This window comes from Nocardioides ochotonae (genome assembly GCF_011420305.2).
In the GTDB taxonomy this organism is placed as follows: Bacteria; Actinomycetota; Actinomycetes; order Propionibacteriales; family Nocardioidaceae; genus Nocardioides; species Nocardioides ochotonae.
On sequence record NZ_CP061769.1, the window covers coordinates 4,148,087 to 4,172,151 of the forward strand.

General features: G+C 74.4%; 24 protein-coding genes. 11 read left to right on the forward strand and 13 right to left on the reverse strand.

Annotated elements, in window-relative coordinates:
* The first annotated feature begins 96 nt into the window (after positions 1–96).
* Together HBO46_RS19910 and HBO46_RS19915 are read left to right on the forward strand one after the other, a co-directional pair.
* A complete protein-coding gene (locus tag HBO46_RS19910) occupies positions 97–876 on the forward strand; it encodes a MerR family transcriptional regulator (RefSeq protein WP_166134909.1) in 780 nt (259 codons plus the stop codon).
* Positions 877–915: 39 nt separating this feature from the next.
* Positions 916–1,806, forward strand: a complete 891-nt coding sequence (locus tag HBO46_RS19915) for an NAD(P)H-binding protein (protein WP_166134912.1) — start codon at positions 916–918, stop codon at positions 1,804–1,806.
* 3 nt (positions 1,807–1,809) lie between these two features.
* Here the strand turns inward: HBO46_RS19915 and HBO46_RS19920 are convergent, their stop codons facing one another.
* The 10 genes from HBO46_RS19920 to HBO46_RS19965 form a co-directional block, all read right to left on the reverse strand.
* Entirely contained in the window at positions 1,810–2,508 is a 699-nt protein-coding gene (locus tag HBO46_RS19920; protein ID WP_166134915.1) for a type II CAAX endopeptidase family protein, read from the reverse strand.
* 11 nt (positions 2,509–2,519) lie between these two features.
* Entirely contained in the window at positions 2,520–3,953 is a 1,434-nt protein-coding gene (locus HBO46_RS19925; RefSeq protein WP_224769268.1) for a DEAD/DEAH box helicase, read from the reverse strand.
* 328 nt (positions 3,954–4,281) lie between these two features.
* Positions 4,282–4,473, reverse strand: coding sequence for a CsbD family protein (locus HBO46_RS19930; protein WP_153325443.1), 192 nt, complete (start codon positions 4,471–4,473; stop codon positions 4,282–4,284).
* A gap of 40 nt (positions 4,474–4,513) precedes the next feature.
* Positions 4,514–5,977 carry a flavin-containing monooxygenase gene (locus HBO46_RS19935; protein WP_166134921.1) on the reverse strand — a complete coding sequence of 488 codons (1,464 nt, stop codon included), beginning with the start codon at positions 5,975–5,977 and terminating at the stop codon, positions 4,514–4,516.
* A gap of 41 nt (positions 5,978–6,018) precedes the next feature.
* A complete protein-coding gene (locus HBO46_RS19940; protein WP_166134924.1) occupies positions 6,019–6,450 on the reverse strand; it encodes a pyridoxamine 5'-phosphate oxidase family protein in 432 nt (143 codons plus the stop codon).
* Between the two features lie 101 nt (positions 6,451–6,551).
* Entirely contained in the window at positions 6,552–7,295 is a 744-nt protein-coding gene (locus HBO46_RS19945; protein WP_166134927.1) for a glutamine amidotransferase, read from the reverse strand.
* A 52-nt stretch (positions 7,296–7,347) separates the two neighbouring features.
* Positions 7,348–8,505 (reverse strand): CaiB/BaiF CoA transferase family protein, encoded by a 1,158-nt coding sequence (locus HBO46_RS19950; protein ID WP_166134930.1) that lies wholly within the window; start codon positions 8,503–8,505, stop codon positions 7,348–7,350.
* A 60-nt stretch (positions 8,506–8,565) separates the two neighbouring features.
* Positions 8,566–9,306 (reverse strand): amino acid ABC transporter ATP-binding protein, encoded by a 741-nt coding sequence (locus HBO46_RS19955; RefSeq protein WP_166134933.1) that lies wholly within the window; start codon positions 9,304–9,306, stop codon positions 8,566–8,568.
* Complete coding sequence (locus tag HBO46_RS19960) at positions 9,303–10,154, reverse strand: amino acid ABC transporter permease (protein ID WP_166134936.1); 852 nt, start codon at positions 10,152–10,154, stop codon at positions 9,303–9,305. The genes HBO46_RS19955 and HBO46_RS19960 overlap by 4 nt, the downstream gene beginning before the upstream one ends.
* A gap of 47 nt (positions 10,155–10,201) precedes the next feature.
* Positions 10,202–11,089 (reverse strand): ABC transporter substrate-binding protein, encoded by an 888-nt coding sequence (locus HBO46_RS19965; RefSeq protein ID WP_166134939.1) that lies wholly within the window; start codon positions 11,087–11,089, stop codon positions 10,202–10,204.
* Positions 11,090–11,213: 124 nt separating this feature from the next.
* On the opposite strand from HBO46_RS19965, the gene HBO46_RS19970 reads away from it, so the two are divergent.
* Positions 11,214–11,744: a PadR family transcriptional regulator gene (locus HBO46_RS19970; RefSeq protein WP_166134942.1), complete on the forward strand. Its 531-nt coding sequence runs from the start codon at positions 11,214–11,216 to the stop codon at positions 11,742–11,744.
* A complete protein-coding gene (locus HBO46_RS19975; RefSeq protein ID WP_166134945.1) occupies positions 11,741–13,771 on the forward strand; it encodes an NADPH-dependent 2,4-dienoyl-CoA reductase in 2,031 nt (676 codons plus the stop codon). Before HBO46_RS19970 ends, HBO46_RS19975 begins: the two co-directional genes overlap by 4 nt.
* Positions 13,772–13,863: 92 nt before the next feature.
* Here HBO46_RS19975 and HBO46_RS19980 read toward each other — a convergent pair whose 3' ends face one another.
* Complete coding sequence (locus tag HBO46_RS19980; RefSeq protein ID WP_166134948.1) at positions 13,864–15,183, reverse strand: UDP-N-acetylmuramoyl-tripeptide--D-alanyl-D-alanine ligase; 1,320 nt, start codon at positions 15,181–15,183, stop codon at positions 13,864–13,866.
* Between the two features lie 128 nt (positions 15,184–15,311).
* Between HBO46_RS19980 and HBO46_RS19985 the strand changes: the two genes are divergently transcribed.
* Genes HBO46_RS19985 through HBO46_RS20010 form a run of 6 tightly spaced genes read left to right on the forward strand, consistent with a single transcriptional unit; the run spans position 15,312 to position 21,099 of the window.
* Complete coding sequence (locus tag HBO46_RS19985; protein WP_166134951.1) at positions 15,312–15,953, forward strand: M15 family metallopeptidase; 642 nt, start codon at positions 15,312–15,314, stop codon at positions 15,951–15,953.
* Entirely contained in the window at positions 15,950–17,122 is a 1,173-nt protein-coding gene (alr, locus tag HBO46_RS19990; protein ID WP_166134954.1) for an alanine racemase, read from the forward strand. Before HBO46_RS19985 ends, alr begins: the two co-directional genes overlap by 4 nt.
* Positions 17,119–18,120: a D-alanine--D-alanine ligase family protein gene (locus tag HBO46_RS19995; RefSeq protein WP_166134957.1), complete on the forward strand. Its 1,002-nt coding sequence runs from the start codon at positions 17,119–17,121 to the stop codon at positions 18,118–18,120. The genes alr and HBO46_RS19995 overlap by 4 nt, the downstream gene beginning before the upstream one ends.
* Positions 18,117–19,115 (forward strand): acyltransferase family protein, encoded by a 999-nt coding sequence (locus HBO46_RS20000; protein WP_166134960.1) that lies wholly within the window; start codon positions 18,117–18,119, stop codon positions 19,113–19,115. Before HBO46_RS19995 ends, HBO46_RS20000 begins: the two co-directional genes overlap by 4 nt.
* The gene (locus HBO46_RS20005; RefSeq protein ID WP_166134962.1) at positions 19,112–20,440 is read left to right on the forward strand and encodes a sensor histidine kinase; all 1,329 of its coding nucleotides are present in this window, start codon (positions 19,112–19,114) and stop codon (positions 20,438–20,440) included. Before HBO46_RS20000 ends, HBO46_RS20005 begins: the two co-directional genes overlap by 4 nt.
* Complete coding sequence (locus HBO46_RS20010) at positions 20,437–21,099, forward strand: response regulator (RefSeq protein WP_224769269.1); 663 nt, start codon at positions 20,437–20,439, stop codon at positions 21,097–21,099. Before HBO46_RS20005 ends, HBO46_RS20010 begins: the two co-directional genes overlap by 4 nt.
* On the opposite strand, the gene HBO46_RS20015 is transcribed toward HBO46_RS20010, so the two are convergent.
* Together HBO46_RS20015 and HBO46_RS20020 are read right to left on the reverse strand one after the other, a co-directional pair.
* A complete protein-coding gene (locus HBO46_RS20015) occupies positions 21,096–21,698 on the reverse strand; it encodes a dienelactone hydrolase family protein (protein WP_166134967.1) in 603 nt (200 codons plus the stop codon). The two genes, HBO46_RS20010 and HBO46_RS20015, sit on opposite strands and share 4 nt — an antisense overlap.
* A gap of 240 nt (positions 21,699–21,938) precedes the next feature.
* Positions 21,939–23,291, reverse strand: a complete 1,353-nt coding sequence (locus HBO46_RS20020; protein WP_224769270.1) for a GH1 family beta-glucosidase — start codon at positions 23,289–23,291, stop codon at positions 21,939–21,941.
* A gap of 72 nt (positions 23,292–23,363) precedes the next feature.
* Between HBO46_RS20020 and HBO46_RS20025 the strand changes: the two genes are divergently transcribed.
* Complete coding sequence (locus tag HBO46_RS20025) at positions 23,364–24,011, forward strand: pirin family protein (protein ID WP_166134972.1); 648 nt, start codon at positions 23,364–23,366, stop codon at positions 24,009–24,011.
* Positions 24,012–24,065: the final 54 nt, after the last annotated feature.

Below are 24,065 nucleotides of genomic sequence, written 5' to 3' on the forward strand. Positions count from 1 at the left end.
AAGAGCAGCCAGGCAACTGGCCGCGTGTGACCTGGACCACGACCCCCGCGGGTGAGCCCGGGAGCAGGCCCGGCGCAGCAGGAGGGAAGGGCGGCGATGACCCAGAGCGAGGCTTCCGAGCTGCTCACGCTGGATGAGCTCACGACGCGCATCGGCATGAGCGTGCGCAACGTGCGGTTCTACACCTCCAAGGGCCTGGTGCCGCCGCCCGTGCGGCGCGGCCGCTCGGGCTACTACGGCACCGACCACGTGGCCCGTCTCGAGCTGGTCCAGGAGCTCCAGGGCCACGGCTTCACCCTGGCCGCGATCGAGAAGTACGTCGCGGCGATCCCGGCCGACGCGACCCCCGAGGACATCGCGCTGCACCGCACCATGCTGGCGCCGTGGCAGGCCGACCAGCCCGACGAGATGACGCTGTCGGAGCTGGAGCGCCGCGCCGGGCGCACGCTCGCCGAGGACGACCTCGCGACCCTGTCGGCGCTGGGCATCGTGGTGCGCAACCGGCGCGGGCGCTACGAGGTGTCGCTGCCCCAGCTCAGCGTGGGGCTCGGCCTGCTCGACCTGGGCTTCCCCACCGAGGCCGCGGTCGCCGCCGCCGGTGTGTACGCCGAGCACGGGCGGGCGCTGGCCCGCGAGCTCAACGAGCTGTTCCGCACGATGGTGTGGCCGGTCTACAAGGAGGCCGGCACCTCCCCGGAGCGGATCCAGGAGGTCGTCGAGCGGCTCAAGCCGCTGTCGATCGCCAGCCTGGTGACCGCCTACGAGACGGCCATGGACGACCTCAAGCGCGAGCGGATCGCCGAGCGCGCCCGCCGCGCCGACCCGGACCCGGACGACGGGCCGCACGACGGACAGGTCCCCCGCGAGGCCTCCTAGCGGGAAGCGCCGCTTGCGGCTCGTTCCTAGGGTGGCCTCATGACCCCGTCCCCCACCGTGCTCGTCACGGGCGCCACCGGCTTCGTCGGGCGCCGGCTGGTGCCCGCGCTCGTCGACAGCGGCCACCGGGTCAAGGCGATGACCCGGCACCCGGAGACCTACGACGGTCCCGGCGAGCCGGTCTTCGGCGACGTGCACGACCCGGGCACGCTGGCCGACGCGCTGACGGACGTGGACGTCGCGATCTATCTCGTGCACTCCCTCGACGACGACGACTTCGAGCGCAAGGACGCCGACGCGGCACGAGGCTTCGGGCTCGCCGCGGCCGCCAACGGGGTGCGCCAGCTGGTCTACCTGGGCGGTCTCGGCGCCGAGGACGAGACGCTCTCCCCGCACCTGCGCTCGCGCCGGGAGGTCGAGCAGCTGCTCGGAGAGGGCGGCGTACCGGTCACCGCGCTGCGCGCCGCGATCGTGGTCGGGGCCGGCGGCATCTCCTGGGAGATGACCCGGCGGCTGGTCAAGAACCTGCCCGCGATGGTCGTCCCGCGCTGGGCCGCGACGCTCACCCAGCCGATCGCGATCGACGACGTGGTGCGCTACCTGGCCGGCGTGGTCGACAACGACCGGGCCGTGGGGCGGGTGCTGGAGATCGGCGGCGCCGACCAGCTGACCTACCTGGAGATGCTCCAGCAGGCGGCGCGCGAGATGCACGGGCGCCGGCTGCCGATCCTGCAGGCACCGGTCGGTACGCCGGTGCTCTCGTCGTGGTGGATCACCCTGGTCACCGGCGTGGACACCACGACCGCCGCCAACCTGATCGAGTCGATGGGCAACAAGGTGGTGGTCACCGACCCCGCGATCCGCTCGATCGTGCCCGGGGAGCCGATGACGTACGCCGACGCGGTGCGCCAGGCGCTCGCGGAGGGCTGAGGCTCAGGCCCCGAAGACCAGCGGGAGCACCAGCAGCATCGACAGCGACCAGGTGCAGTGGGTGAGGATCGGCGCGAGGATGCCGCCCGACGCGCGGCGCTCCAGCCCGACGACCACGCCGAGCAGCAGGGCCGCGAAGGACAGCATCACGTTGCCGGTCGCGAGGGTCGCGACGCCGTAGGCCAGCGTCGTCCAGGCGACCGGGTGCCGCGGGATCGCGGCGTACGCAGCGCCGCGGAAGAACAGCTCCTCGGCGACGCCGTTGACCGCGGTGATCACCACGAGCAGCGGCACCGAGCCCTGGTCGGCGAAGTCGAGCACCGAGCTGACCTGGCCCGAGAGCCAGGGCAGCTCGCGCACGACCAGGCCGCCGACCACGAAGAGGGCGGCCAGCCCGACCCCGAGGGCGACCGGGGTCGCCCAGGGCCGGACCAGCTCGCCACGCCGGGCGATGCGGCCCAGGTGCAGGGGCCCGGAGCAGAACGCCCCGAGCGCCCACACGCCGGCGAGCCCGAACGTCGCGGGATAGAACCAGGGACTCCCCGGCTCGATCCGCAGCGACAGTCCGAGCACGACCGCGCCGATCAACACGAACCCGAGCGTCACCAGCTGGCGGCGGCGCAGCGCGGTGGGCGTCTCGCGGTGATCGCGCGGGACGACCTCCCACAGGGAGCGCTGCAACCAGCTGCGCACCGGGCTCATGGGTTTCGAGGTTAGCGGCGACCCGAGGAGAAGCTCGCCGCGCTGTGGCTGCCGCCGGCGGCGCTGGCGCCACCGCTGCTGCCACCGCGGGCGGGTCGGCCCGAGCGGCCGGCGGGCTTGGTGCCGGCGGGCTTGCTGCCCGAGCGGGCGCTGCCCTGGCCACCGGAGCGTCCGCCGCCCTGGCCACCACCGGCACCGCCGCGACGACGGTTGCGACCGCCGCCGTTGCCGGACGGGCCATCACCCGAGGGGCGACGGCCGGGGGCCTGCGCCGGGACCTCGAGCTCGAGGCCGCCGATGACGACCGTGCGGTCACCGGGAGCAAGCGTGTTCAGCATCGGGTGCTTCGGGCCGTCGATCTTGGTGATCGTCGGCTTGATGCCGGCCGCACGGGTCAGGTCGCGCACGTCGCGGACCTGGTCGTCGGTCATCAGCGTGATGACGGTGCCCGCCGCGCCGGCGCGCGCCGTACGGCCCGAGCGGTGCAGGTAGGCCTTGTGCTCGGCCGGCGGGTCGGCGTGGACCACGAGGGCGACGTCGTCGACGTGGATGCCGCGCGCGGCGATGTCGGTCGCGACCAGGGTGCTGGCCTTGCCGGCGTGGAAGGCGTCCATGTTGCGGGTGCGGGCGTTCTGGCTGAGGTTGCCGTGCAGCTCGACCGTGGGCACGCCGGACTTGTTCAGCTGGCGGGTCAGCGCCTTGGCACCGTGCTTGGTGCGGGTGAAGACCACCGTGCGGCCGGGGGCGCTGGCCAGGTCCACCAGGACCGGGACGCGCTGCTCGCGGGCGAGGTGGAGCACGTGGTGGTCCATCGTGGAGACCGGCGACTGGGCCGAGTCGGCCTCGTGGGTCACGGGCTGGTTGAGGAACCGCTTGACCAGCACGTTGATGCCGTTGTCGAGGGTCGCCGAGAACAGCAGGCGCTGGCCCTCGCGGGGCGTCTTGTCCATGATGCGGCGCACGGCCGGCAGGAAGCCGAGGTCGGCCATGTGGTCGGCCTCGTCGAGGATCGTGACCTCGATCGAGCCGAGGTCGCAGTGACCCTGGCTGATCAGGTCCTCGAGGCGGCCCGGGCAGGCCAGCACGATGTCCACGCCGCGGCGCAGGCCGGCGACCTGGGGGTTCTGCCCGACGCCGCCGAAGATGGTCTGGGTGGTGAGACCGGCGGCCGAGGCCAGCGGGTCCAGCGCCTCCTTGATCTGGCCGACCAGCTCGCGGGTCGGGGCCAGGATCAGGGCGCGGGGGCGGCCGGCGGCCGAGCGGCGACCGGCGCTGCGCAGGCGGGTGACCAGCGGCAGCAGGAACGCGTAGGTCTTGCCGGAGCCGGTGCGGCCACGGCCGAGCACGTCGCGCCCGGCCATCGAGTCGGGAAGGGTCGCAGCCTGGATCGGCGAGGGGACCGTGATGCCGCGCTCGGTGAGCAGGGCGACGAGGTCAGAGGGCACGCCGAGGTCGGCGAAGGAAGAGGAAGACAAAAGAGGTATCACTCACTGTGGCGGTGTGTCTCGCCAGAAGAAGGGGCTCGTCCGGCTCCGGTGACGGAGCCACAGGGACGAACAGCAGGCCCGAGGCAAGACAGGACGGGCCGCGTTCGCAGCGTACGGGTGGCGGGCGTGATCTCTCGCATCCCCGCGCCGACGGCTGAGTCACATCCCTGCCGCGAGTCGGCCCGACTGGTTGCGCGAGTCGGCGCTCGTGGTTGCGCGAGTCGGCACCAATGGCGCGCCGGGGCGGCGTGAAACCGTCCCGGCGCACCAATCGTGTCGACAGCGGCTACTTCAGGCCGTCCTTGATGTCCTTGGCGGCGTCCTTGACGTGCTCGCCGGCCTGCTTCACGCCGGCCGACGCCTGGTCGCCCTTGCCCTCGGCCTGGAGGTCGCGGTCGCCGGTGGCCTCACCGGTCTTCTCCTTGCCCTTGCCGCCGAGCTCCTCGGCCTTGTTCTTCGCCTTGTCGGTGAATCCCATCAGGTCCTCCTCGAACGTTGCGGAGACCTCTGGTACCCGTTCAGGCGAAACGGAGCACCCCGTCGTCGATCGGGTCCCGGCGGATCGTGCGCAGGTCGGTGAGGTAGTTCTGCTTGAGCATCCACGGCGCCCGGTCGCCCTGCCGCGGCAGCCGGTCCAGCGCCCGCAGGACGTAGCCGGACTGGAAGTCCATGAACGGGCGCTCGGCGACCTCCGGGTCCCGCACCGGTACGACGCTGCGGGCGCCGCGCTGGTCCAGGTGGTGCAGCAGCCGGACGACGTACTCGCTGACCAGGTCGGCCTTGAGCGTCCACGAGGCGTTGGTGTAGCCGATCGTGTAGGCGAAGTTGGGCACCCCGCTCAGCATCAGCGCCTTGTAGGCCATGGTCTCGGGGAGCGTGACGGGCGCGCCGTCGACGCTGAGCGCGATGCCGCCGAACGGCAGCAGCCGCAGCCCGGTCGCGGTCACCACGAGGTCGGCGGCCAGCTCCTCCCCCGAGGCCAGCCGGATCCCGTGCTCGGTGAAGGTCTCGATCGTGCCGGTCACGACCGAGGCGTCGCCGCGGCGCAGGGCGCGGAACAGGTCGCCGTCCGGCACGAAGCACAGCCTCTGGTCCCACGGGTCGTACGCAGGGCGGAAGTGGGTGTCGACGTCGACCTCGGCGGGCAGCTGCGCGGTGACGCCGGAGCGGATGATCCGCTTGACGACGCCGGGGCGCCGACGGGCGAGCTGGTAGAACGCCATCGCCTGGAGGATGTTCTTCCAGCGCACCACCGGGAAGGCGAGGCGCCGCGGCAGCCGACCCAGCGCCTTGGCGACGGGGTCGCGGCCCGGCCGGGACAGGACGTACGTCGGGGAGCGCTGCAGCATCGTCACGTGCGCGGCGGTGTCGGCCATCGCCGGGACGAGCGTGATCGCGGTGGCCCCGCTGCCGATCACCACCACCCGCCTGCCGTCGTAGGCGAGGTCCTCGGGCCAGTGCTGGGGGTGCACGACCCGGCCCGCGAACCGTTCGATCCCGGGCAGCTCGGGGGTGTGGCCGCGCTCGTAGTCGTAGTAGCCCGAGCAGCAGTGCACGAAGCCGGCGGTCATGGTCACCGGCTCGCCGTCCCGGTCGATCTCCACGCGCCAGTGCGCGCGGGCGGAGTCCCAGTCGGCGCCCACGACCCGGTGGCCGTAGCGCACCAGCCGGTCCACGCCGCGCTCGCGCGCGACGGTGCGCACGTAGTCGAGGATCAGGTCCCCGTCGGCGAGCGCGGTGTCGCCCACCCAGGGCCGCCAGCGGTAGCCGAAGGTGAACATGTCGGAGTCCGAGCGGATGCCGGGGTAGCGGAACAGGTCCCAGGTCCCGCCGCTGACCGCGCGCGCCTCCAGCACGGCCACGCGGCGTCCCGGGTGGTGCTCGCGCAGCTGGGCGGCCGCGCCGAGACCGGACAGGCCCGCACCGATCACCAGGACGTCGACGTGCTCGGGGGCGGGGGCGGGGGCGGGGTCGGCGCTCATGCCCCGCAGCGTAGGGCGCGGGCGGTTGGCCCGCCCCGCCCTCAGGACTCCGGCAGGTAGTGGGTCCAAGGCCGGCCCAGCACGAAGCGACGTCCGGTGATCTCGCGCGGCACGATCTCGACGACGTTGTACTTCAGTGTCCCGACCCAGGGCCGCAGCGCGATGTTGTCGGCGCGGTGCGCCTCGTCCTCCTCGAGCCGCCGGGCCTGGCCGCGCACGATCACGCTGCGCGCGATCTCGTCGTCGTGCTCGTCGATCTCCAGGACGACCTCGCCGTGCATGACCACCCCGAGCAGCTTCTCGCCCTCGGCGGAGCGGAACAGCAAGGTGTCGTGGTCGACCGCGTAGTTGATCGGCACCAGGTGGACCTCGTCGACCAGCCGGAAGGCCAGGCGGGCGAGTTCGTGGGAGCGCAGCAACTGCCAGCACTCTTCGGTGTCCAGGTCGGTGATGATCTCGTCGTCGCCGGGCATCGTGTCTCCTTCTCGTGGTGCCTGCGACCAACCTAGGTCCCGGCACGGACGCCGGACAGGGCCGGAGGTCCCAGGCCCCCGGGCCGACCGGACGGAAAGGCTCAGCGCGCGAACAGCTCGACGAAGCGCGCCAGCAGCCGTGGCGGCTCGGTCACCACCGCCGTACGCGCGTGGGCGATCAGCTCGGCCTCCTCGAGCGGCTCGAAGTAGCCGTGGTCGCGGTAGATCTGGATCCGCTCGACCAGGCCCGCGTCGTCGAGCTCGGGGTGGAACTGGGTGGCGTAGACCCGCGTCCCGAGCCGGAAGGCCTGCACCGGGCAGGTCGAGGACGACGCCAGCAGCACCCCGCCCTCAGGCAGCCGGCTCACCGCCTCCTTGTGCCCGACGAACGCCTGGAACTCCGGCGGCATCGTGGACAGCAGCGGGTCCCTCGTCCCGGCCTCGGTGAGCCGCACCGTCACCGCGCCGATCGGCTCGCCGTACTCCCGGTCGACGTGGCCGCCGCGCAGGCCGCCGAGGGTGCCGATGCCGTAGCAGGCGCCGAGGAACGGCACGTCCGCCGCCACGACCCGCTCGACCAGCTCGCGCAGCTCGATCTCGGCGCGCAGCTGGTCGGGTCCCTTGAGCTGCGGCGGGTCGCTCACCGTGTAGGGCCCGCCGCCCAGCACGATCCCCGACCAGTCCGCGAGGTCGACGTGGCCGACCGCGTCCGCGAGCGGTCCACGGTCCAGCCGCACCCGTCGTACGTCGCGCTCGGCCAGGCCGGTGCAGCGCAGGATCGCGTCGTACTCGGAGTCGGCGGCGTCGTCCTCGGGGCGGGTGCCGAGGAACAGGAACGGCCTCATCTGTCGGCTCCGTCGGTGTCCATCCGCTCCCAGTGCCCCGGCCGGCGGCGGTTCAGGCCTGCACCGCGACGCCGCGCTCGAGGAGCCCGTCGACGTCGGCGATCCCCCACGCGGTGAGCGCCTCGCGGGTCTGCTCGCCGGCGCTGGCGGGCGGGGGCGTGCCGATGCTCGCGCGGGTGCGCGAGAAGCGCGGCGCGGGCTGCGGCTGGACGAAGCCGTCCTTCTCCACGAACACCTCGCGGGCGGCCATGTGGGGGTGGTCGACCGCCTCGCTGATCGGGATGATGCCGGCGACGCAGGCGTCGCTGCCCTCGAAGACCTCGACCCACTCCGCCTGCGTGCGGGCGGCGAACGCCTCGGTGATCAGCCGGCGCAGCTCGTCGCTGCGCTCGAGCTCGAACTGCCCGGGGGCGCGGTCCTTGATGCCGAGCAGGGTCACGAACGCGTCGAAGAACTGCGGCTCCAGCGCCCCGACCGACATGTGGCGCCCGTCGGCGGTCTCGTAGATGTCGTAGAAGGGCATCCCGCCGTCGAGCAGGTTCGACGCCCGCTCCTCGGTGAAGGTCCCCATCGCGAGGAACGCCGCGCCCATCGCGTTGAGGTGGGCGGTGCCGTCGACGATCGCGGCGTCGACGACCTGGCCGCGCCCCGAGAGCCGCGCCTCGAGGAGCGCGGCGAGGATGCCGATCACGAGGTACGTCGAGCCGCCGCCGAAGTCGCCGACCAGGTTGGTCGGGAAGTGCGGGCGGGTCTTGTCCTGGCCGAGGCCGTAGAGGGTGCCGGTGATCGCGATGTAGTTCATGTCGTGCCCGGCGGCCTGGGCGAGCGGGCCGTCCTGGCCCCACCCGGTCATCCGGCCGTAGACCAGGCGCGGGTTGATCGCGTGGCAGTCCTCGGGACCGAGCCCGAGCCGCTCGGTCACGCCGGGGCGCATGCCCTCGACGAGCACGTCGGCGTCGGCGACCAGCTCCAGCACGGTCTTGGTGGCCTCGGGGTCCTTGAGGTTGAGCGCGACGCTGGGACGCCCGCGGTTGAGCAGGTTGCCGGCCCCGCCGGCCAGCGCCTGACCGCCCGGGCGCTCGATGCGGATCACGTCGGCGCCGAGGTCGGCGAGGATCATGCAGGCGTGCGGGCCGGGCCCGATCCCTGCGATCTCCACGACCTTCACCCCGCGCAGCGGTCCGCTGCCCTGCCCCAGTTGGTACGTCATGGCGCCGATCATGACAGAACCACTGTCACAGTGGGAGGGGGTCGGGCGGGCGGGCCCGACTCAGGCCGGCAGGACCCGCCGCAGGAACTCCTGCGTGCGGGGCTCACGGGGGCGCTGGAAGATCTCCTCGGGCGGGCCCTGCTCGAGGATCCGGCCGCCGTCGAGGAAGCAGACGCTGGTGGCGACCTCGCGGGCGAAGGCCATCTCGTGGGTGGCGATCACCATCGTGGTGCCGGCGGCGGCCTCGGCGCGGACGATGCCGAGGACCTCGCCGACCAGCTGGGGGTCCAGGGCCGCGGTGATCTCGTCGAGCAGCAGCAGGCTCGGCCCGGTGCACAGCGCGCGGACCAGGGCGGCGCGCTGCTGCTGGCCGCCGGAGAGCCGGTCGGGGTGCTTGTCGGCCTCGGCCGCGAGCCCGAAGCGGCCCAGCAGGTCGCGGGCCCGCTCCTCGGCCGCGGCCCGGGAGACGCCGTGCACCCGGCGCGGCGCGAGCGTGCAGTTGTCCAGGACGCTGAGGTGCGGGAAGAGGTTGTAGGCCTGGAAGACCATTCCCATGCGCTGGCGCACCTCGCGCGGGTCGACGCGGGGGTCGGAGATCTCGCGGCCCTCGAAGCGGATCACCCCGTCGTCGATGTCCTCGAGCAGGTCGATGCAGCGCAGCAGCGTGGACTTGCCCGAGCCGGAGGAGCCGATCAGGCAGACCACGTCGTGGGGGTTCACGGTCAGCGAGACGCCGTCGAGCACGAGGCGTTCGCCGTAGGTCTTGCGCAGGTCGCGGACCTCCAGCAGCGGGCCGGTCATAGGGCACCCGCCCGTTCCTTCTCGACCCAGCGCCGCTGGAGCCAGTCGGTGAACCGCGCCAGCGGCACCGTGAGCACCACGAAGAACAGCGCGACCACGACGTACGCCGTGTAGTTGAAGTTGTACGCCGTGTAGTCGCGCGCGGCGGCCACCGCGTCGAAGGCCCCCACGAGGGACACCAGGGCAGTGTCCTTCTGCAGCGAGACGAAGTCGTTGAGCAGCGGCGGCACCACCCGGCGCACCGCCTGCGGCACCACCACGAAGCGCAGCGCCTGCCCGCGGCTCAGCCCGAGCGCCGAGGCGCTGTTGAGCTGGGAGGGGTGGATGGAGTCGATGCCCGCGCGGAAGACCTCGGCGACATAGGCGGAGTAGGACAGCACCAGCGCGACGGCCGCCCAGAACATCCCGCTGTCGGTCAGCCCCTCCAGCTGCAGCGCCGGGACGCCGAACCCGAACAGCAGGATCAACAGCACCGTGGGGACGCCGCGCAGCACGTCGGTCCACAGCACCGCGACGATGCGCAGCGGCATGAGCAGTGCGGAGCGCGAGACCCGGATCAGCGCGAGCGCCAGGCCGAGCAGCAGGATGAACGGCTCGGCGGCGAGGAAGATCAGCACGTTCTTCCAGAACACCGCCCAGATCTCGGGCAGCACGTCCCGGGCGTGCCCGAGATCGAAGAACGTCTCACGGACCCGGTCCCAGCCGGGGGTGCTGGTGATCGCGACGGCGAGGAGCGCGAAGACGACGACCGTCGCGGCCGTCGCCACCAGCACCGAGGACCGGCGGCGGGCGCGACGCACCCGGCGCCGCTCGAGCTCGCGCTCGCTCGGCGCCCAGGTGTCAGTCATGGGGCACAGTCAACACGGGTGCGGCGGCGCCGGAGGACCCGTCTCGATCAGGACAGCTCGGGCACGCCCACGACGTCGGAGAGCCACTCGGTCTCGATCTGCTCGAGCGTGCCGTCCTCGCGCATCTCGGCGAGCGCGGCGTCGACGCACGGGACCAGGTCGCTGCCCTTCTCGAAGAGCATGCCGAACTCCTCCTGGTCACCGGTGTCGGGCTGGAACTGCCCGATGATCTCGGAGCCCTCGATCTCGACGTTGGAGATGTAGAACGCGGTCGGCAGGTCGGCCAGGATCGCGTCGACCTGGCCGTTGAGCAGCGCCTGCTTGGCGGCGTTGGTGTCCTCGAAGACCAGCGGCTCGGCGCCGGGCTCGATGACGTCGCGGATGGCGGTGAGCGAGGTGGTGCCGGTCTGGGCGCCGAGCTTGAGGCCCTGGAGGTCGGAGATGCTGGTCGCCTTCGCGCCGTCGGTGCCCTCGAGCGCGATCACGGCCTGCGCCGCGGAGTAGTAGCCGTCGGAGAAGTCCACGACCTCGGCGCGCGCGGGGGTGATCGAGATCTGGTTGATGTCGAAGTCGAAGCCCTTCCGCCCCGGCGCGTAGGAGGCGTTGAACCGCACCCGCACCCACTCGACCTGGTCGGCGTCGAAGCCGAGGCGCTCGGCGACCTCGTAGGCCACCGCGGACTCGAAGCCCTCACCGTTGGTCGCGTCGTTGTCGACGAACCACGGCTCGTACGCCGGGGAGTCGGTGCCGATGGTGAGCTTGCCGTCCTCGATGAACGTCGCGCCCTCGGCGCACTCGGCGGGGTCGGCCGCCGCGGCGCCCGGCGAGGAGGTCCCCGCCGGGTCGCTCGCACCGTCGTCCTCGGGGGCGCAGGCACCGAGGAGGGCGAGGCTGAGGACGGCGGGGACGGCCAGGGAGCTACGACGCAGACGCATGGGTCGAATCGTAGGCCGCGGCACGGTCGCGACCCGCCGCGACCGTGCACGAGTGAGCCAGGTCACCGACGAACCGCGTGGCGGGGGATTGCACCTTGTTGCATAGGTGGGTCAGGGTGGCGTCATGGCCCTGGACCACGCGCTGCTCGTCGCGCTGAGCGAGCAGCCCGCCTCCGGCGCGGACCTGACCCGGCGCTTCGAGCGCTCGCTGGGGTTCTTCTGGAGCGCCACGCACCAGCAGATCTACCGGACCCTGGCCCGGATGGAGGCTCAGGACTGGCTCACCGCCACCGAGGTGACCCACACCGACCGGCCCACCACCAAGGTGTACGCCGTGTCGCCGGCCGGCCGCGCGGCGCTGGCCGCCTGGCTGGGCGAGCCGTCGGTCACCGAGCCCTCGCGCAGCGACCTGGCCGTGAAGATGCGTGGCGCCTCCTTCGGCGACCGCGACGCCGTGCTGGCCGTGGTGCGCGACGCCCTCGCCGACCACCTCGCACGTCTGGAGCACTACCGCTTCCTCGAGGCGCGCGACCACCCCGACCCGTCCGCCCTCACCGGCCTCGAGCTCGACCAGCACCTCGTCCTGCGCGGCGGGATCCGGCTGGAGGAGTTCTGGGTGGCGTGGCTGACCGACTACCTGGAGGCCCACCGATGAGCCACTACCCGCACCTGCTCGCGCCGCTCACGCTCGGCCCGCTCACCCTGCGCAACCGGGTGGTGATGGGCTCGATGCACACCGGGCTGGAGGACCGGGTCCGCGACCTGCCCGCGCTGGCGGCGTACCTCTCCGAGCGCGCCCGCGGCGGCGCTGGGCTGATCGTCACCGGCGGCTACGCCCCCGACAAGCGCGGCTGGCTCAAGCCGCTGGCCTCCGAGCTGACCACCCGGCTCCAGGCGATGCGGCACCGCGAGGTCACCGGCGCGGTCCACGACGCCGGCGGCGCGATCGCGCTCCAGGTGCTGCACGCGGGGCGCTACGGCTACCACCCGTTCAGCGTCTCGGCCTCGACGCGGCGCTCGCCGATCACGCCGTTCCGCCCCCGCGCGCTCTCCACCCGGGGCGTGGACCGCACCGCCACGGCGTTCGCGCGCACCGCCGCGCTCGCGGTCAAGGCGGGGTACGACGCGGTCGAGATCATGGGCTCCGAGGGCTACCTGATCAACCAGTTCCTCGCCCCACGCACCAACGACCGCACCGACGCGTGGGGCGGCACCGCGGCCAAGCGGATGCGCTTCCCGGTCGAGGTCGTCCGGCGCACCCGCGAGCTGGTCGGCGCCGACCTGCCGATCGTCTACCGGATCTCGCTGCTCGACCTCGTCGAGGACGGGCAGACCTGGGAGGAGGTCGTCGAGCTCGCGCACCTGCTCGAGGAGGCCGGCGTGACGGTCCTCAACACCGGCATCGGCTGGCACGAGGCGCGCGTGCCGACGATCATCACCCAGGTCCCGCGGGGCGCCTGGCGCTCCCACACCGCCCGGCTGCGCGCCGAGGTCGGGGTCCCGGTGTGCGCCTCGAACCGGATCAACACCCCCGAGCTCGCCGAGGAGATCCTGGCCGCCGGGGAGGCCGACCTGGTCTCGATGGCCCGCCCGCTGCTGGCCGACCCGGAGTTCGTGGCCAAGGCCGCCGCCGGTCGCGCCGACGAGATCAACACCTGCATCGCCTGCAACCAGGCCTGCCTGGACCACGTCTTCGCGAACCGCCGGGCCTCCTGCCTGGTCAACCCGCGGGCCGCGCGGGAGACGACGCTGGTCCTCGCCCCGACCCGGCGCCGTGCCCGGGTGGCGGTCGTCGGCGCCGGCCCGGCCGGGCTCGCCGCCGCGGTGTCCGCCGCCGAGCGCGGCCTGGCGGTCACCCTCTTCGAGCGCTCCACGCAGCTCGGCGGGCAGTTCCGCCTCGCGATGGCGGTACCCGGCAAGGAGGAGTTCGCCGAGACGCTGCGCTACTTCACCCGGCGCCTGGAGGTGCTCGGCGTCGAGGTGCGCCTCGGCGTCGCCGCGACCCTGGCCGACCTCACCGCCCGCGACCACACCGGCGCCCCGGCGTACGACGAGGTGGTGGTGGCGACCGGCGTCGAGCCGCGGGTCCCGGAGCTCGAGGGCGTCGAGCACCCGAGCGTCGTGACGTACGCCGACGTGCTGTCCGGGCGCGTGGTGCCCGGCCGGCGGGTGGCGGTCGTCGGGGCCGGCGGGATCGGCGTCGACGTCAGCCACTGGCTCACCCACGACCCCCGCGAGACCGAGGACGACTGGCGCGCGCACTGGGGTGTCGGCGACCCCTCGCTGCACCGCGGCGGGCTGACCGAGCCCAAGCCGCGCACCCCGATGCGCGAGGTCACCCTCCTCCAGCGCAAGACCACGCCCATCGGCGCGGGGCTGGGCAAGACCTCGGGCTGGGCGCACCGCGCGGTGCTCAAGCAGTCCGGCGTCGAGCGGGTCACCGGGGTCAGCTACGACCGCGTCGACGACGAGGGGCTGCACTACACCCGCGACGGCGAGGCACACGTGCTCGCCGTCGACCACGTCGTGCTCTGCACCGGCCAGGAGTCGGTGCGCGGGCTGCACGACGAGCTGGTGGCCGCGGGCGTCACCGTCCACCTGATCGGCGGCGCCGACGTCGCCGCCGAGCTGGACGCCAAGCGGGCGATCGAGCAGGGCACGCGGGTGGCGGCGGGGCTGTAGCCCCCACCCCATGTAACGCGGGGTTATCGTCGCTGCACCCCTCGCACAAGGCGTGTGAAGCGACGATAACCCCGCGTTACAGCTCGTCGGGGTCAGCCCAGCAACCCCGCCGCGACGGCGTCCATGCCCACGGCGCGGGAGCCCTTGACCAGCACGGTGTCGCCGGGGCCGACGTGTGCGCGCAGCCAGGCGAGGGCGGCGTCGCGGTCGGCCACCGGCTCCCCGCCCGTGGGCCAGGCCGCCTCGCCGACCGCCAGGAGCACGTCGACGCCGGCGTCGCGCGCGACCGCACCGACGGCGGCGTGCGCGGCGGCGGACGCGGCGCCCAGCTCGCGCATCTCCCCCAGCACCGCCACCGTGCGACCCGGACGGCCGCGGCCCAGGTCCACCAGCGTGGCCAGCGCGGCGCGCACCGACTCGGGGTTCGCGTTGTAGGAGTCGTCGAGGACCAGCAGGCCGTCGGCGCGCTCACCCAGCGTGCTGCGCGAGGCCGCCGCGGGGCGCGCGGCCGAGAGCGCGGTAGCCACCTCGTCGAGGGGGTGCCCCGCGGCCAGCGCCATCGCCGCGGCAGCCGCCGCGTTGGCGACCTGGTGCCGTCCGCTCAGCGCGAGCCGCACCGGCGCCTGCCGCCCCTCGTGGGTGAGCACGAACGACGGCCGGCCCCGCCCGTCCAGCGCGATCGAGCGCCAGGAGACGTCCCCGGCCGTCCCGAAGGTGAGCACCCGGGCCGTGGTCCGCCCCGCCATCGCGGCCACCGCCGGGTCGTCGGCGTTCAGCACCGCGACGCCGCTCGGCGCCAGCGCCTCGACGAGCTCCCCCTTCGCCGCCGCCACCAGGGCGGGCGACCCGAACTCCCCCACGTGCGCCGACCCGACGGCCAGCACCCCCGCGACCTGCGGCGGCGCCACCTCGCACAGCCAGGCCAGGTGGCCGAGCCCGCGCGCACCCATCTCCAGCACCAGCTCCCGGGTGCCCGGCACCACCCGCAGGCAGGTGAGCGGCACCCCGAGCTCGTTGTTGAGGTTGCCCGCGGTGGCCACGCAGCTCCCGGAGCCCGCGCCGAGCACCGCCGCCAGCAGGTCCTTGGTGGTGGTCTTGCCGTGCGAGCCGGTGATCGCGAACGTCGTCGGCGCGACCCGGTCCACCACGTGCCGCGCCAGCCGGGCCAGCGCCACCTGCGGATCCCGGACCACCACCGTCGGCGCGGCGGTCGGCCGGCTGCCCAGCACGGCGTGCGCCCCGGCGGCGTACGCGTGCCCGTCGGCGTGCTCCCCGGCGATCGCCACGAACAGTCCGCCGGGCTCGGGACGGCGGGAGTCGAGGTAGGCGGCGCCGTCCACCACGGTGGCGGGGTCGCCGTGCACGGTGCCGCCGACGACGGCGGCGAGGTCGGCCAGGGAGATCGCGATCATGGCTCCAGCCTCGGGCGCGCGGGCCCCCGCGCGCCTCGTCCTGGCGGCCAGGATGCCGGTACCTGCGGCCATCTCCCCGGCACCTGCGGTGGAGGCGCCGCCGGGGGCCCCGCGCCGAGGGTGGAGCCATGACGATCCTGCTCTCCGACCCCCGGGTCGCCGCCGTGCCGGTGCACGAGTGCGGCGAGCCGCTGGTCGCCCTCGACGCGTCCTTCGGGCCGGCGCGGGCCCTGGTCCGCTCCGGGCTGGCCGACCGGCTCGCCGCCGCCCGCGACGCGCTCCCGCCCGGCATCGGGCTGCGGGTGCTCGAGGGGCACCGCCGCGTCGCCGACCAGCGCCGCATCATCGAGTGGTACGCCGGGGAGGTCCGCGCGGCCCACCCCGACGCGGACGCCCCCGAGGTGGAGCGGCTGACCAGCCGGTTCGTGAGCCCGGTGGCGGTCGCGCCGCACGTCGCGGGCGCGGCGGTCGACCTGACCCTCGTGGACGCCTGCGGCGACGAGCTCGACCTGGGCACGCCGGTCGATGCGACCCCCGAGCAGTCCGACGGGCGCTGCTGGACCGCGGCGGCCGGGATCGGCGCGGACGCCCGCGCCCACCGGGACCTGATGGCCCGGGTGCTCGGCGGCGCCGGGCTGGTGAACTACCCCACCGAGTGGTGGCACTGGAGCCACGGCGACCGCTACTGGGCGCTGCGCACGGGCGCGCCCGCCGCGACGTACGGGCCCCTCGAGCGGGCGCGCACCACCGGCGCCGGGGCAGCGGCGTGAGCGCGGTGCCGCTGGCGCGCACCACCTCGCGGACCACCGCGCCGCGGCTGCTCATCGACCCCGAGGCGATCGCCGCCAACACCCGCGTGCTCGCCGGGCGGGTGGCACGAGGCACCCCGGGCGGCACCGCCCTGATGGCGGTCGTGAAGGCCGACGGATTCGGCATGGGCGCCACGACCGTGGCCCGCGCCGCGCTCGCCCACGGCGCCACCGCCCTCGGCGTCACCACCGTCGCCGAGGGCCTGGCGCTGCGTGCGGCGGGCCTCGACGCCCCGGTGCTCAGCTGGCTCAACGGCGTCGACGCCGACTTCGCCGGCGCGATCGGGGCCGGCCTCGACCTCGCCGTACCCTCCACCGCCCACCTCGCCGCGATCGCCCGCGCCGCGACCCCGGGCCGCCCCGCCCGCGTGCACCTGCACCTCGACACCGGGCTGGCCCGTGACGGCGCCGAGCCGTCCGGCTGGGCCACGCTGTGCCGCGCCGCGCGCGCCGCCGAGCGCGCCGGGCAGGTGCACGTGGTCGGCCTGATGGGTCACCTCGCCCGCGCCGACGAGCCGGGCCATCCGGCCAACGCCGCCGGGCGCACCCGGTTCGCCTGGGGCCTGCAGGTGGCCCGCGCGTGCGGGCTGCGGCCCGCGCTGCGCCACCTCGCCGCGACCGCGGCCGCCCTGACCGACCCGCAGAGCCATCACACCCTGGTCCGGGTCGGCGCCGGCCTGGTCGGCATCGACCCCAGCGGCACCACCGCACTGCGCCCCGCGGTCACCCTGAGCGCCCCGGTCGTGCAGGTGCGCCGGGTCCGCGCCGGCACCGCGGTCGGCTACGGCCACACCTGGACCACGCCCCGCGCGACCACCCTCGCGCTGCTGCCGGTCGGGTACGCCGACGGGCTGCCGCGCACCGCCTCCGGCCGCGCCTCTGTGCTGCTGCGCGGGCAGCGGCGCGCGATCGTCGGCCGGGTCTCGATGGACCAGGTGGTCCTCGACCTCGGCGACGACGCCGTCGAGCTTGGCGACACCTCCACCGTGCTCGGCCCCGGCGACGCCGGGGAACCCACCCCGGCCGAGTGGGCCGCCTGGTCGGGGACCCTCCCCCACGAGGTGCTCACCGGCTTCGGGCCGCGACTCGACCGGGTCGTGGCCACCACCGTCCTCAGGAGCGTTCGATGAGCACCGCAGCCCGCACCCCCGTCCTGACCCGCACGCCGATCGGCCGGGTGGCCGTGATCGGCGGCGGCACCAGCTGCGAGCACGACGTCTCCCTCGCCTCCGCGGCCGGGGTCGCCGACGCGCTCGCCGCGGGCGGTCACGACGTCGTCCGCCTCACCATCGACCCCGAGGGCGTGTGGCGCGACGCCGGCGAGCGGCCGCTCGGGCTGGCCGGCGCCGTGCACGTGCTGCGCTCCTGCGCGGTCGCCGTACCGGTGGTCCACGGCCCCGGCGGCGAGGACGGCACCCTGGCCGCGCTCCTCGACCTGGCCGGCGTCCCCTACGTCGGGTCCGGCGTCGGCGCGGGCGCGCTCGCGATGGACAAGTGGGCCACCAAGCTGGTCGCCGAGGCGCTCGGCCTCGCGACCGCGCCCGGCGTCCTGCTGACCCGCGCCAGCGCGCCGGCGTACGCCGTGGACCACCCGGTGGTCGTCAAGCCGGTCGCGGCCGGCTCCAGCCACGGCGTGTCCCTGGTCCGCGAGCAGGCCGAGCTGGCGGCAGCGCTGGACGCGGCGTTCGCCCTCGACGACCGGGTGCTCGTCGAGGACGTCGCGGTCGGGCGCGAGGTCGACGTCGCGGTGCTCGCCACCGGTGGCGAGCTGCTGGTCTCCCCGGCGCTGGAGATCCGGGTGGACGGGCTCTTCGACTTCGAGGCGAAGTACGGCGGCGGCGCGGACTTCGTCGTGCCCGCCCCGCTGAGCGCCACCGAGCAGAAGGCCCTGGAGTCCGCCGCGCTCGCGATGTTCACCGCCCTCGGCTGCCGCGGGGTCGCCCGCATCGACTTCTTCCTCACCGAGGCCGGGCCGGTGCTCAACGAGGTCAACACGATGCCCGGCTTCACCGAGCACTCCCAGGTGCCGCAGATGTTCGCCGCGGCCGGGATCGACTACGTCGCGCTGGTCGACCGGCTGGTGCGCGACGCCGCGGCGCGGCCGGCGCCCGCCGCAGCCGTGGCATGAGGATCGACGGCCTCGACCTGCTGCGCGGCGTCGCCGTGGCCCTGGTGGTGCTGCGCCACGCGCTGCCGGAGGTGTTCCCGGGCGCCGGGGTGGTCGGGGTGGTGATGTTCTTCGCGCTCTCGGGCCACCTGATCACCGGGCTCCTGCTGGAGGAGTCCGCGCGCACCGGCCGGGTCGCGCTGGGCCGGTTCTACCGGCGCCGGGCCCGGCGGCTGGTCCCCGCGCTCGCCGTGGTGGTCGCGGTGTGGCTGCTGGTCACGCTGACCCTCGACCCGGTCGGGGAGCGCGACGACGTGGGCCGCACCCTGCTGGTCGCGCTGACCTGGACCGGCAACCTGCCCGGGCTGGTGCCCGGCGGCGCGACCTTCCACCTGTGGACGCTCGCGACCGAGGAGCAGTTCTACCTGCTCTGGCCGGCGCTGCTGTCGCTGGCGGTGGCACGCGGGCGGGTGCGGCTGCTGCTCGTCGGCGCGGCGGCGGCCTGCCTGGTGGCCTGCGTCGCGACCACGGTGTGGCTCGCCGAGGCGCCGGACCTGGCCTACCCGCTGCCCACCTCGTGGGCGCTGTGCTTCGTGATCGGGGCCGCCAGCCGGGTGCTGCTCGAGCACCGGCCGCAGGGGGTCGCCGTACCGCCGCTGCTCATCGGGATCGCCGTGGCCGCGCTCGGGGTGCTGACCGTGGTTCCATTGCGCGGTCACGCGCTCACCTACCTGGCAGGAGGTCCGGCCATCGCTGCGCTCACCGCGGTGCTGCTGCTCGCCTGGCGAAGCTGGCGGACGGTCACCGGCCCGCTGCGGGCGCTGGTCTGGCTGGGCACCGTCTCCTACGGCGCCTACCTGTGGAGCTACCCGCTCACGCTGTGGCTGCGCCCGCACCTCGAGCTCGGCGGCGTGGTCGCGGCCGTCCTGACCGTGGCCGCTGCCGCGCTGAGCTGGTACGCCGTGGAGCGGCCGCTGCAGCGCCGCCGTCCGGCGCCCGTGGCGGTGCCTGCGTGAGCAGCACGCCCGCTCCCGCTCGACCGCACCCGCTCGACGACTGGCGGCGCTGGGCGCCGGACCTCGCCGTCGGCGCGCTCGCGGTGCTCGTCGGCATGCTCGAGGTGCTCGGCACCGAGCTCTACCCCGACGAGAGCCGTGGCGGGCTCACCGTCTTCGTGCTCGGCTTCGCGCTCGCCGCCGGGCTGAGCCGGCACGCGCCGGCGATCGCGCTGGTGCTGGTCTGGGTCCTCGGCGCCGCCCAGGTGATGACCGAGACCCGGCTGCTGCTGGTCGAGCTCAGCGTGGCGCTGGTCGCGTTCGGCTGCGCCCGCTGGGGCCGCCCGGCGACGGTGTGGGCGAGCGCGCTGAGCATCCCCGCGGGCGGGCTGGTGGTCGTGCTCGCGGCGGCGTGGTTCGCCGACTCCGGGGCGATCCACGCCGTGCTGCGCGCCTACCGGGACCCGCTGGAGCTGGCCTACTCGCTCGGCGCCACCTGGCAGGTGGCGATCGGGCTGCTGGCCCTCGCGATCCTGGCCGTGCCGTGGCTCGCCGGGCTGGCGCTGCGCTTCCTGGCCCGGGCCCGGGACTCGCGGGCCTCCCAGGTCGTCGCCGAGGACGAGGCGGCCATGGCGGTGCGCGAGCGCGAGCAGGCCGAGGAGATCGCCCGGCTGCGCGAGGAGCAGACCCGACTGGCCCGCGACGTCCACGACGTCGTCGGCCACTCCCTCGCGGTGATCCTGGCGCAGGCCGAGTCGGCGCAGTACCTCCCCGACGCCGACACCACCGCGCTGAAGAAGACGATGTCCACGATCGCCACCTCGGCCCGCAGCTCGCTGCAGGACGTGCGCCAGGTGCTGACCAGCACCCAGGCCCCGGTCGCCGCCCCCGGCGGGCTCGACGAGCTGGTCGAGGGGGTGCGGGCGGCCGGTCACGACGTGCGCGCCAGCGAGGTCGGGACCCCGCGCCCGATGCCGCCGGAGCTGGAGACGGTCGCCTTCCGGGTGCTGCAGGAGATGCTCACCAACGCGATCCGGCACGGGCGCCGCGACACCCCGGTGCTGGTCGAGCGGCACTGGGACGGCGAGCTGCGTCTGGAGGTCCGCAACAGCATCGCGGTGGCCGCCGGCGTGCCCGACGACGACCTCACCCGGCTGATCGGCGCGGTCGACCCCGACCCCGACCCCGTCCCGCCCGCGGCCCCCGGCGCCGGCCACGGCCTGGAGGGCATGCGCCGCCGGCTCGAGGCGGTCGGCGGGCGCCTCGACGTACGCCGCCGCGAGGAGGCCGACGGGCCGACCTTCACCGCGACCGCGTGGGTCCCGACGCGGGGGCTGAGCCGGTGAGCGCACCGATCCGCGTGCTGCTCGTCGACGACCAGGAGCTGTTCCGCGCCGGGGTGTCTGTCATCGTCGACGCCCAGGAGGGCATGGAGGTGGTCGGGCAGGCCGCCGACGGCGTCGAGGCGGTGCGGCTGGTCGAGCAGCTGACGCCGGACGTGGTGCTGATGGACATCCGGATGCCGGAGATGGACGGCGTCGAGGCGACCCGGCAGATCTTCGCCCCCGAGCGGGTGGCCCGGCGTTCGCGCCCGGTGCGGGTGGTGGTGCTGACGACGTTCAACCTCGACGACCGCGCGGCCACCGCGATCCGGCACGGCGCGAGCGGGTTCCTGCTCAAGGACACCACCCCGCGTCAGCTCGGCGACGCGATCCGCACCGTGCACGCCGGCAACGCCGTGCTCGCCCCGACCGACCTGTCGACGCTGCTGGACGGGCAGTTCCGCAGCGCGACGCCCCCGCCCCCGGCGTACCTCGGGCTGACCGACAAGGAGCGCGAGGTGTTCACCGCGGTGGCGCGGGGGCTGTCGAACACCGAGATCGCCGGCCACGTCTTCGCCAGCGAGTCGACGGTGAAGACCCATGTGGGCGCGATCCTGCGCAAGCTCGCGCTGCGCGACCGGGTGCAGATCGTGGTCTTCGCGCACCGCCACGGGCTGGTCTAGGACCGGCTGGCGGGCTCACCCTCGTCGACCCGCTCCAGGAAGGCCAGGAGCCGCTCGAGCATCAGCGAGGTCGCGGCCTCGTCGTGCGAGGCGAGGCTGGGGTCGGTGAAGAGGTGATGCTCGCCCGGGTAGACGAACACCTCGGCGAGGTCCGGGTTGGCCGCGACCAGCTCGCGGGCGGCGGCCAGGTCCCCGTCGCCGGCGAAGAACGGGTCGTCGGCCATCCCGTGCACCTGCACCGGTACGCCGGCGGGCCAGGGACCGAGCTCCTCGGCCGGCAGGCAGGCCTCCAGCAGCAGCGCGCCGCGGACCCCGGGCCGGCCCTGGGCGAGCGCCTGGGCGGCCATCACGCCGAGCGACACACCGGCGACCACCAGGTCGTCGGGCAGCCCCTCCGCGCTGGCGCGACCCCGCTCGAGCAGGACGTCGAAGCCCAGCGACCGGGCATGGTCGATGCCGGCGTCGAGGTCGTCGAAGACCCGCCCGTCGTAGAGATCGGGCAGGTGGACGGTGTGACCCGCAGCGCCGAGGCGGTCGGCGAGGGAGCGCATCCCGGAGGTGCGCCCGCAGGCGTGGTGGAGCAGGAGTACGTCGGCCATTTTCGGACGATGACACCTCGCGCCGCCGACCGCAAGGGTCTGGCGGCCGGGGGCCGGGGGGCCGTGCTGCGGCGGTGGCGGGGTGGCAGGTCGCGCGGTGGCCGTGGGTGCGCGCCACTGCGCAATCGCTGGGAAAAGCACCGCCCCAGCGCCAGAACAGGTACCAATCCCAGCAACTGCGCAGCTATGTGCGCCCCCCAGGGCCCCGCCGGACCCGACCGGCTCAGCCCACCGACCGGCTCAGCCCACCGACCGGCTCTGGGCGGCGATCATCGCGGCGTACCAGTCGAAGGACGCCTTGGGGGTGCGCTGCTGGGTCTCGTGGTCGACGTCGACCAGGCCGTAGCGCAACGAGTAGCCCTGGCCCCACTCGAAGCCGTCGAGCAGCGACCAGGTGTAGAAGCCGCGCACGTCCACCCCGCGCTGGACCGCGTCGGCCACGGCGCGCAGGTGGGAGTCGAGGTAGTCGATGCGCTCCGCGTCGTCGATGACGCCGTCGGGGCCGGGGCGCACGTCGTAGGCGCAGCCGGCCTCGGTGATCACGATCGGCGGGAGCGCGGCGCGGTAGCGGGCGCGCGCGGTGATCAGCCACTCTCGCAGCGCGGAGGGGACGACGGTCCAGCCGCTGTCGGTGGTGGGGTAGCCCAGCAGCGGGCGCAGCTCGAAGGGCAGCGTCGCGTCCTCGTCGGCGGCCGCGACCTTCATCGGGCTGTAGTAGTTCACGCCGTAGAAGTCGAGCGGCTGGCGGATCATCGCCAGGTCGCCCTCGACGATCTCCGGCTCGAGCAGCGGCAGCAGGTCCTCGGGGTAGCGGCCCAGGAGCATCGGCTCGAGGAACAGGCCGTTCCAGAACGCGTCGAAGAGCTTGCCCGCGCCGACGTCGGCCGGGTCGTCGGTGGCCGGCCACATGGGCGCGTGGTTGTTGGCGCACCCGATGCTCGCGGCGCCGGCGTCGCGCAGGGCCACCGCCGCCCGCCCGTGACCGAGCAGCATGTGGTGTGCCGCGGCCACGGAGTCGAAGAGCAGCTCGCGGCCGGGTGCGGCGGTCCCGATCCCGTAGCCGGTGTACGCCGCGACGTTGGGCTCGTTGACCGGCACCCAGTGGGCGACCCGGTCGGCGTAGCGGTCCGCGACGATCGCGGCGTAGTCGGCGAACCGGTCGGCGGTGACCCGGTTGAGCCAGCCGCCGTCGTCCTCGAGCGCCTGCGGGAGGTCCCACTGGTAGAGCGTGACCATCGGGTCCGCACCGGCCGCCAGGATGCCGTCGATGACCCGGTCGTAGTGGTCGAGCGCGCGCTGGTCGGGCGCGCCCGCACCGGTCGGCTGGATGCGCGGCCAGGCCAGCGACATCCGGTAGCCCTGAACGCCCAGGCGGCCCACCAGCCCGAGGTCCTCTGGCCAGCGGTGGTAGTGGTCGCAGGCGACATCGCCGGTGTCGCCGCCCAGGGTCCGCCCGGGGGTGTGGCTGAAGGTGTCCCAGATGCTGGGGCCGCGCCCGTCCTCGTCGACGGCGCCCTCGATCTGGTAGGCCGACGTGCTGACCCCGAACTCGAAGCCAGGCGGCAGCACGGGGAACGAGCGCTCGGGGGGCACGGCACAATCATGGCTGTGACCACTGAGATCCGCCGCAGTTCGGCCCGATTCACCGAGCGGTACCGAGGTCGGGTGACCCATCATTCCTTCTCCTTCGGGGAGCACTACGACCCTGAGCGGTTGCGGCTGGGCCCGATGGTCTGCCACGACGACCACCTGCTGGCCCGCGGACAGGGCTTCGAGACCCATCGCCACTCCGGGCTCGAGATCGTCACCTGGGTGGTGTCCGGCGCGCTCGAGCACACCGGCCCCGTCGGACCCGATGGTGCCACCGGCACGGTCGTCCTGGAGCCCGGGTCGGTCGCGGTCCTGCACACCGGGTCCGGGGTCGAGCACGCCGAGATCGCCGTCGCCGCGCAGACCCGCTTCGTGCAGGTGTGGCTGACCGCGCCCGAGGACGCCCCCGAGCAGCCGTCGTACGACGTGCGGCCGGTCGACCTCGACGCGGCCGCCGGCGCCCTGGTCGAGGTCGCGGAGGTCGCCGGTGCGACGTTCTCGGCCGCCCGGCTGGACACCGGCGACAAGCTGCTCATCCCCGGCGGTCCGCTCACCCACGTGTACGTCGCCACCGGCGCGCTGCTGCGCTCCTCCCTGGCCCAGCCGCTCGCGGCCGGGGACGCCTTCGTCTTCACCGACGAGTCCGCCCACCAGGTCACCGCCGCGGTGCCCACCGACCTCCTCGTCTGGACCCTGCCGACCGCGGTCGCTGCTGCCGAATAGCGGCGATTTCCGGCCACCGATGACTATTGCCGTCGACGCCGGTCGGTGCTCGGG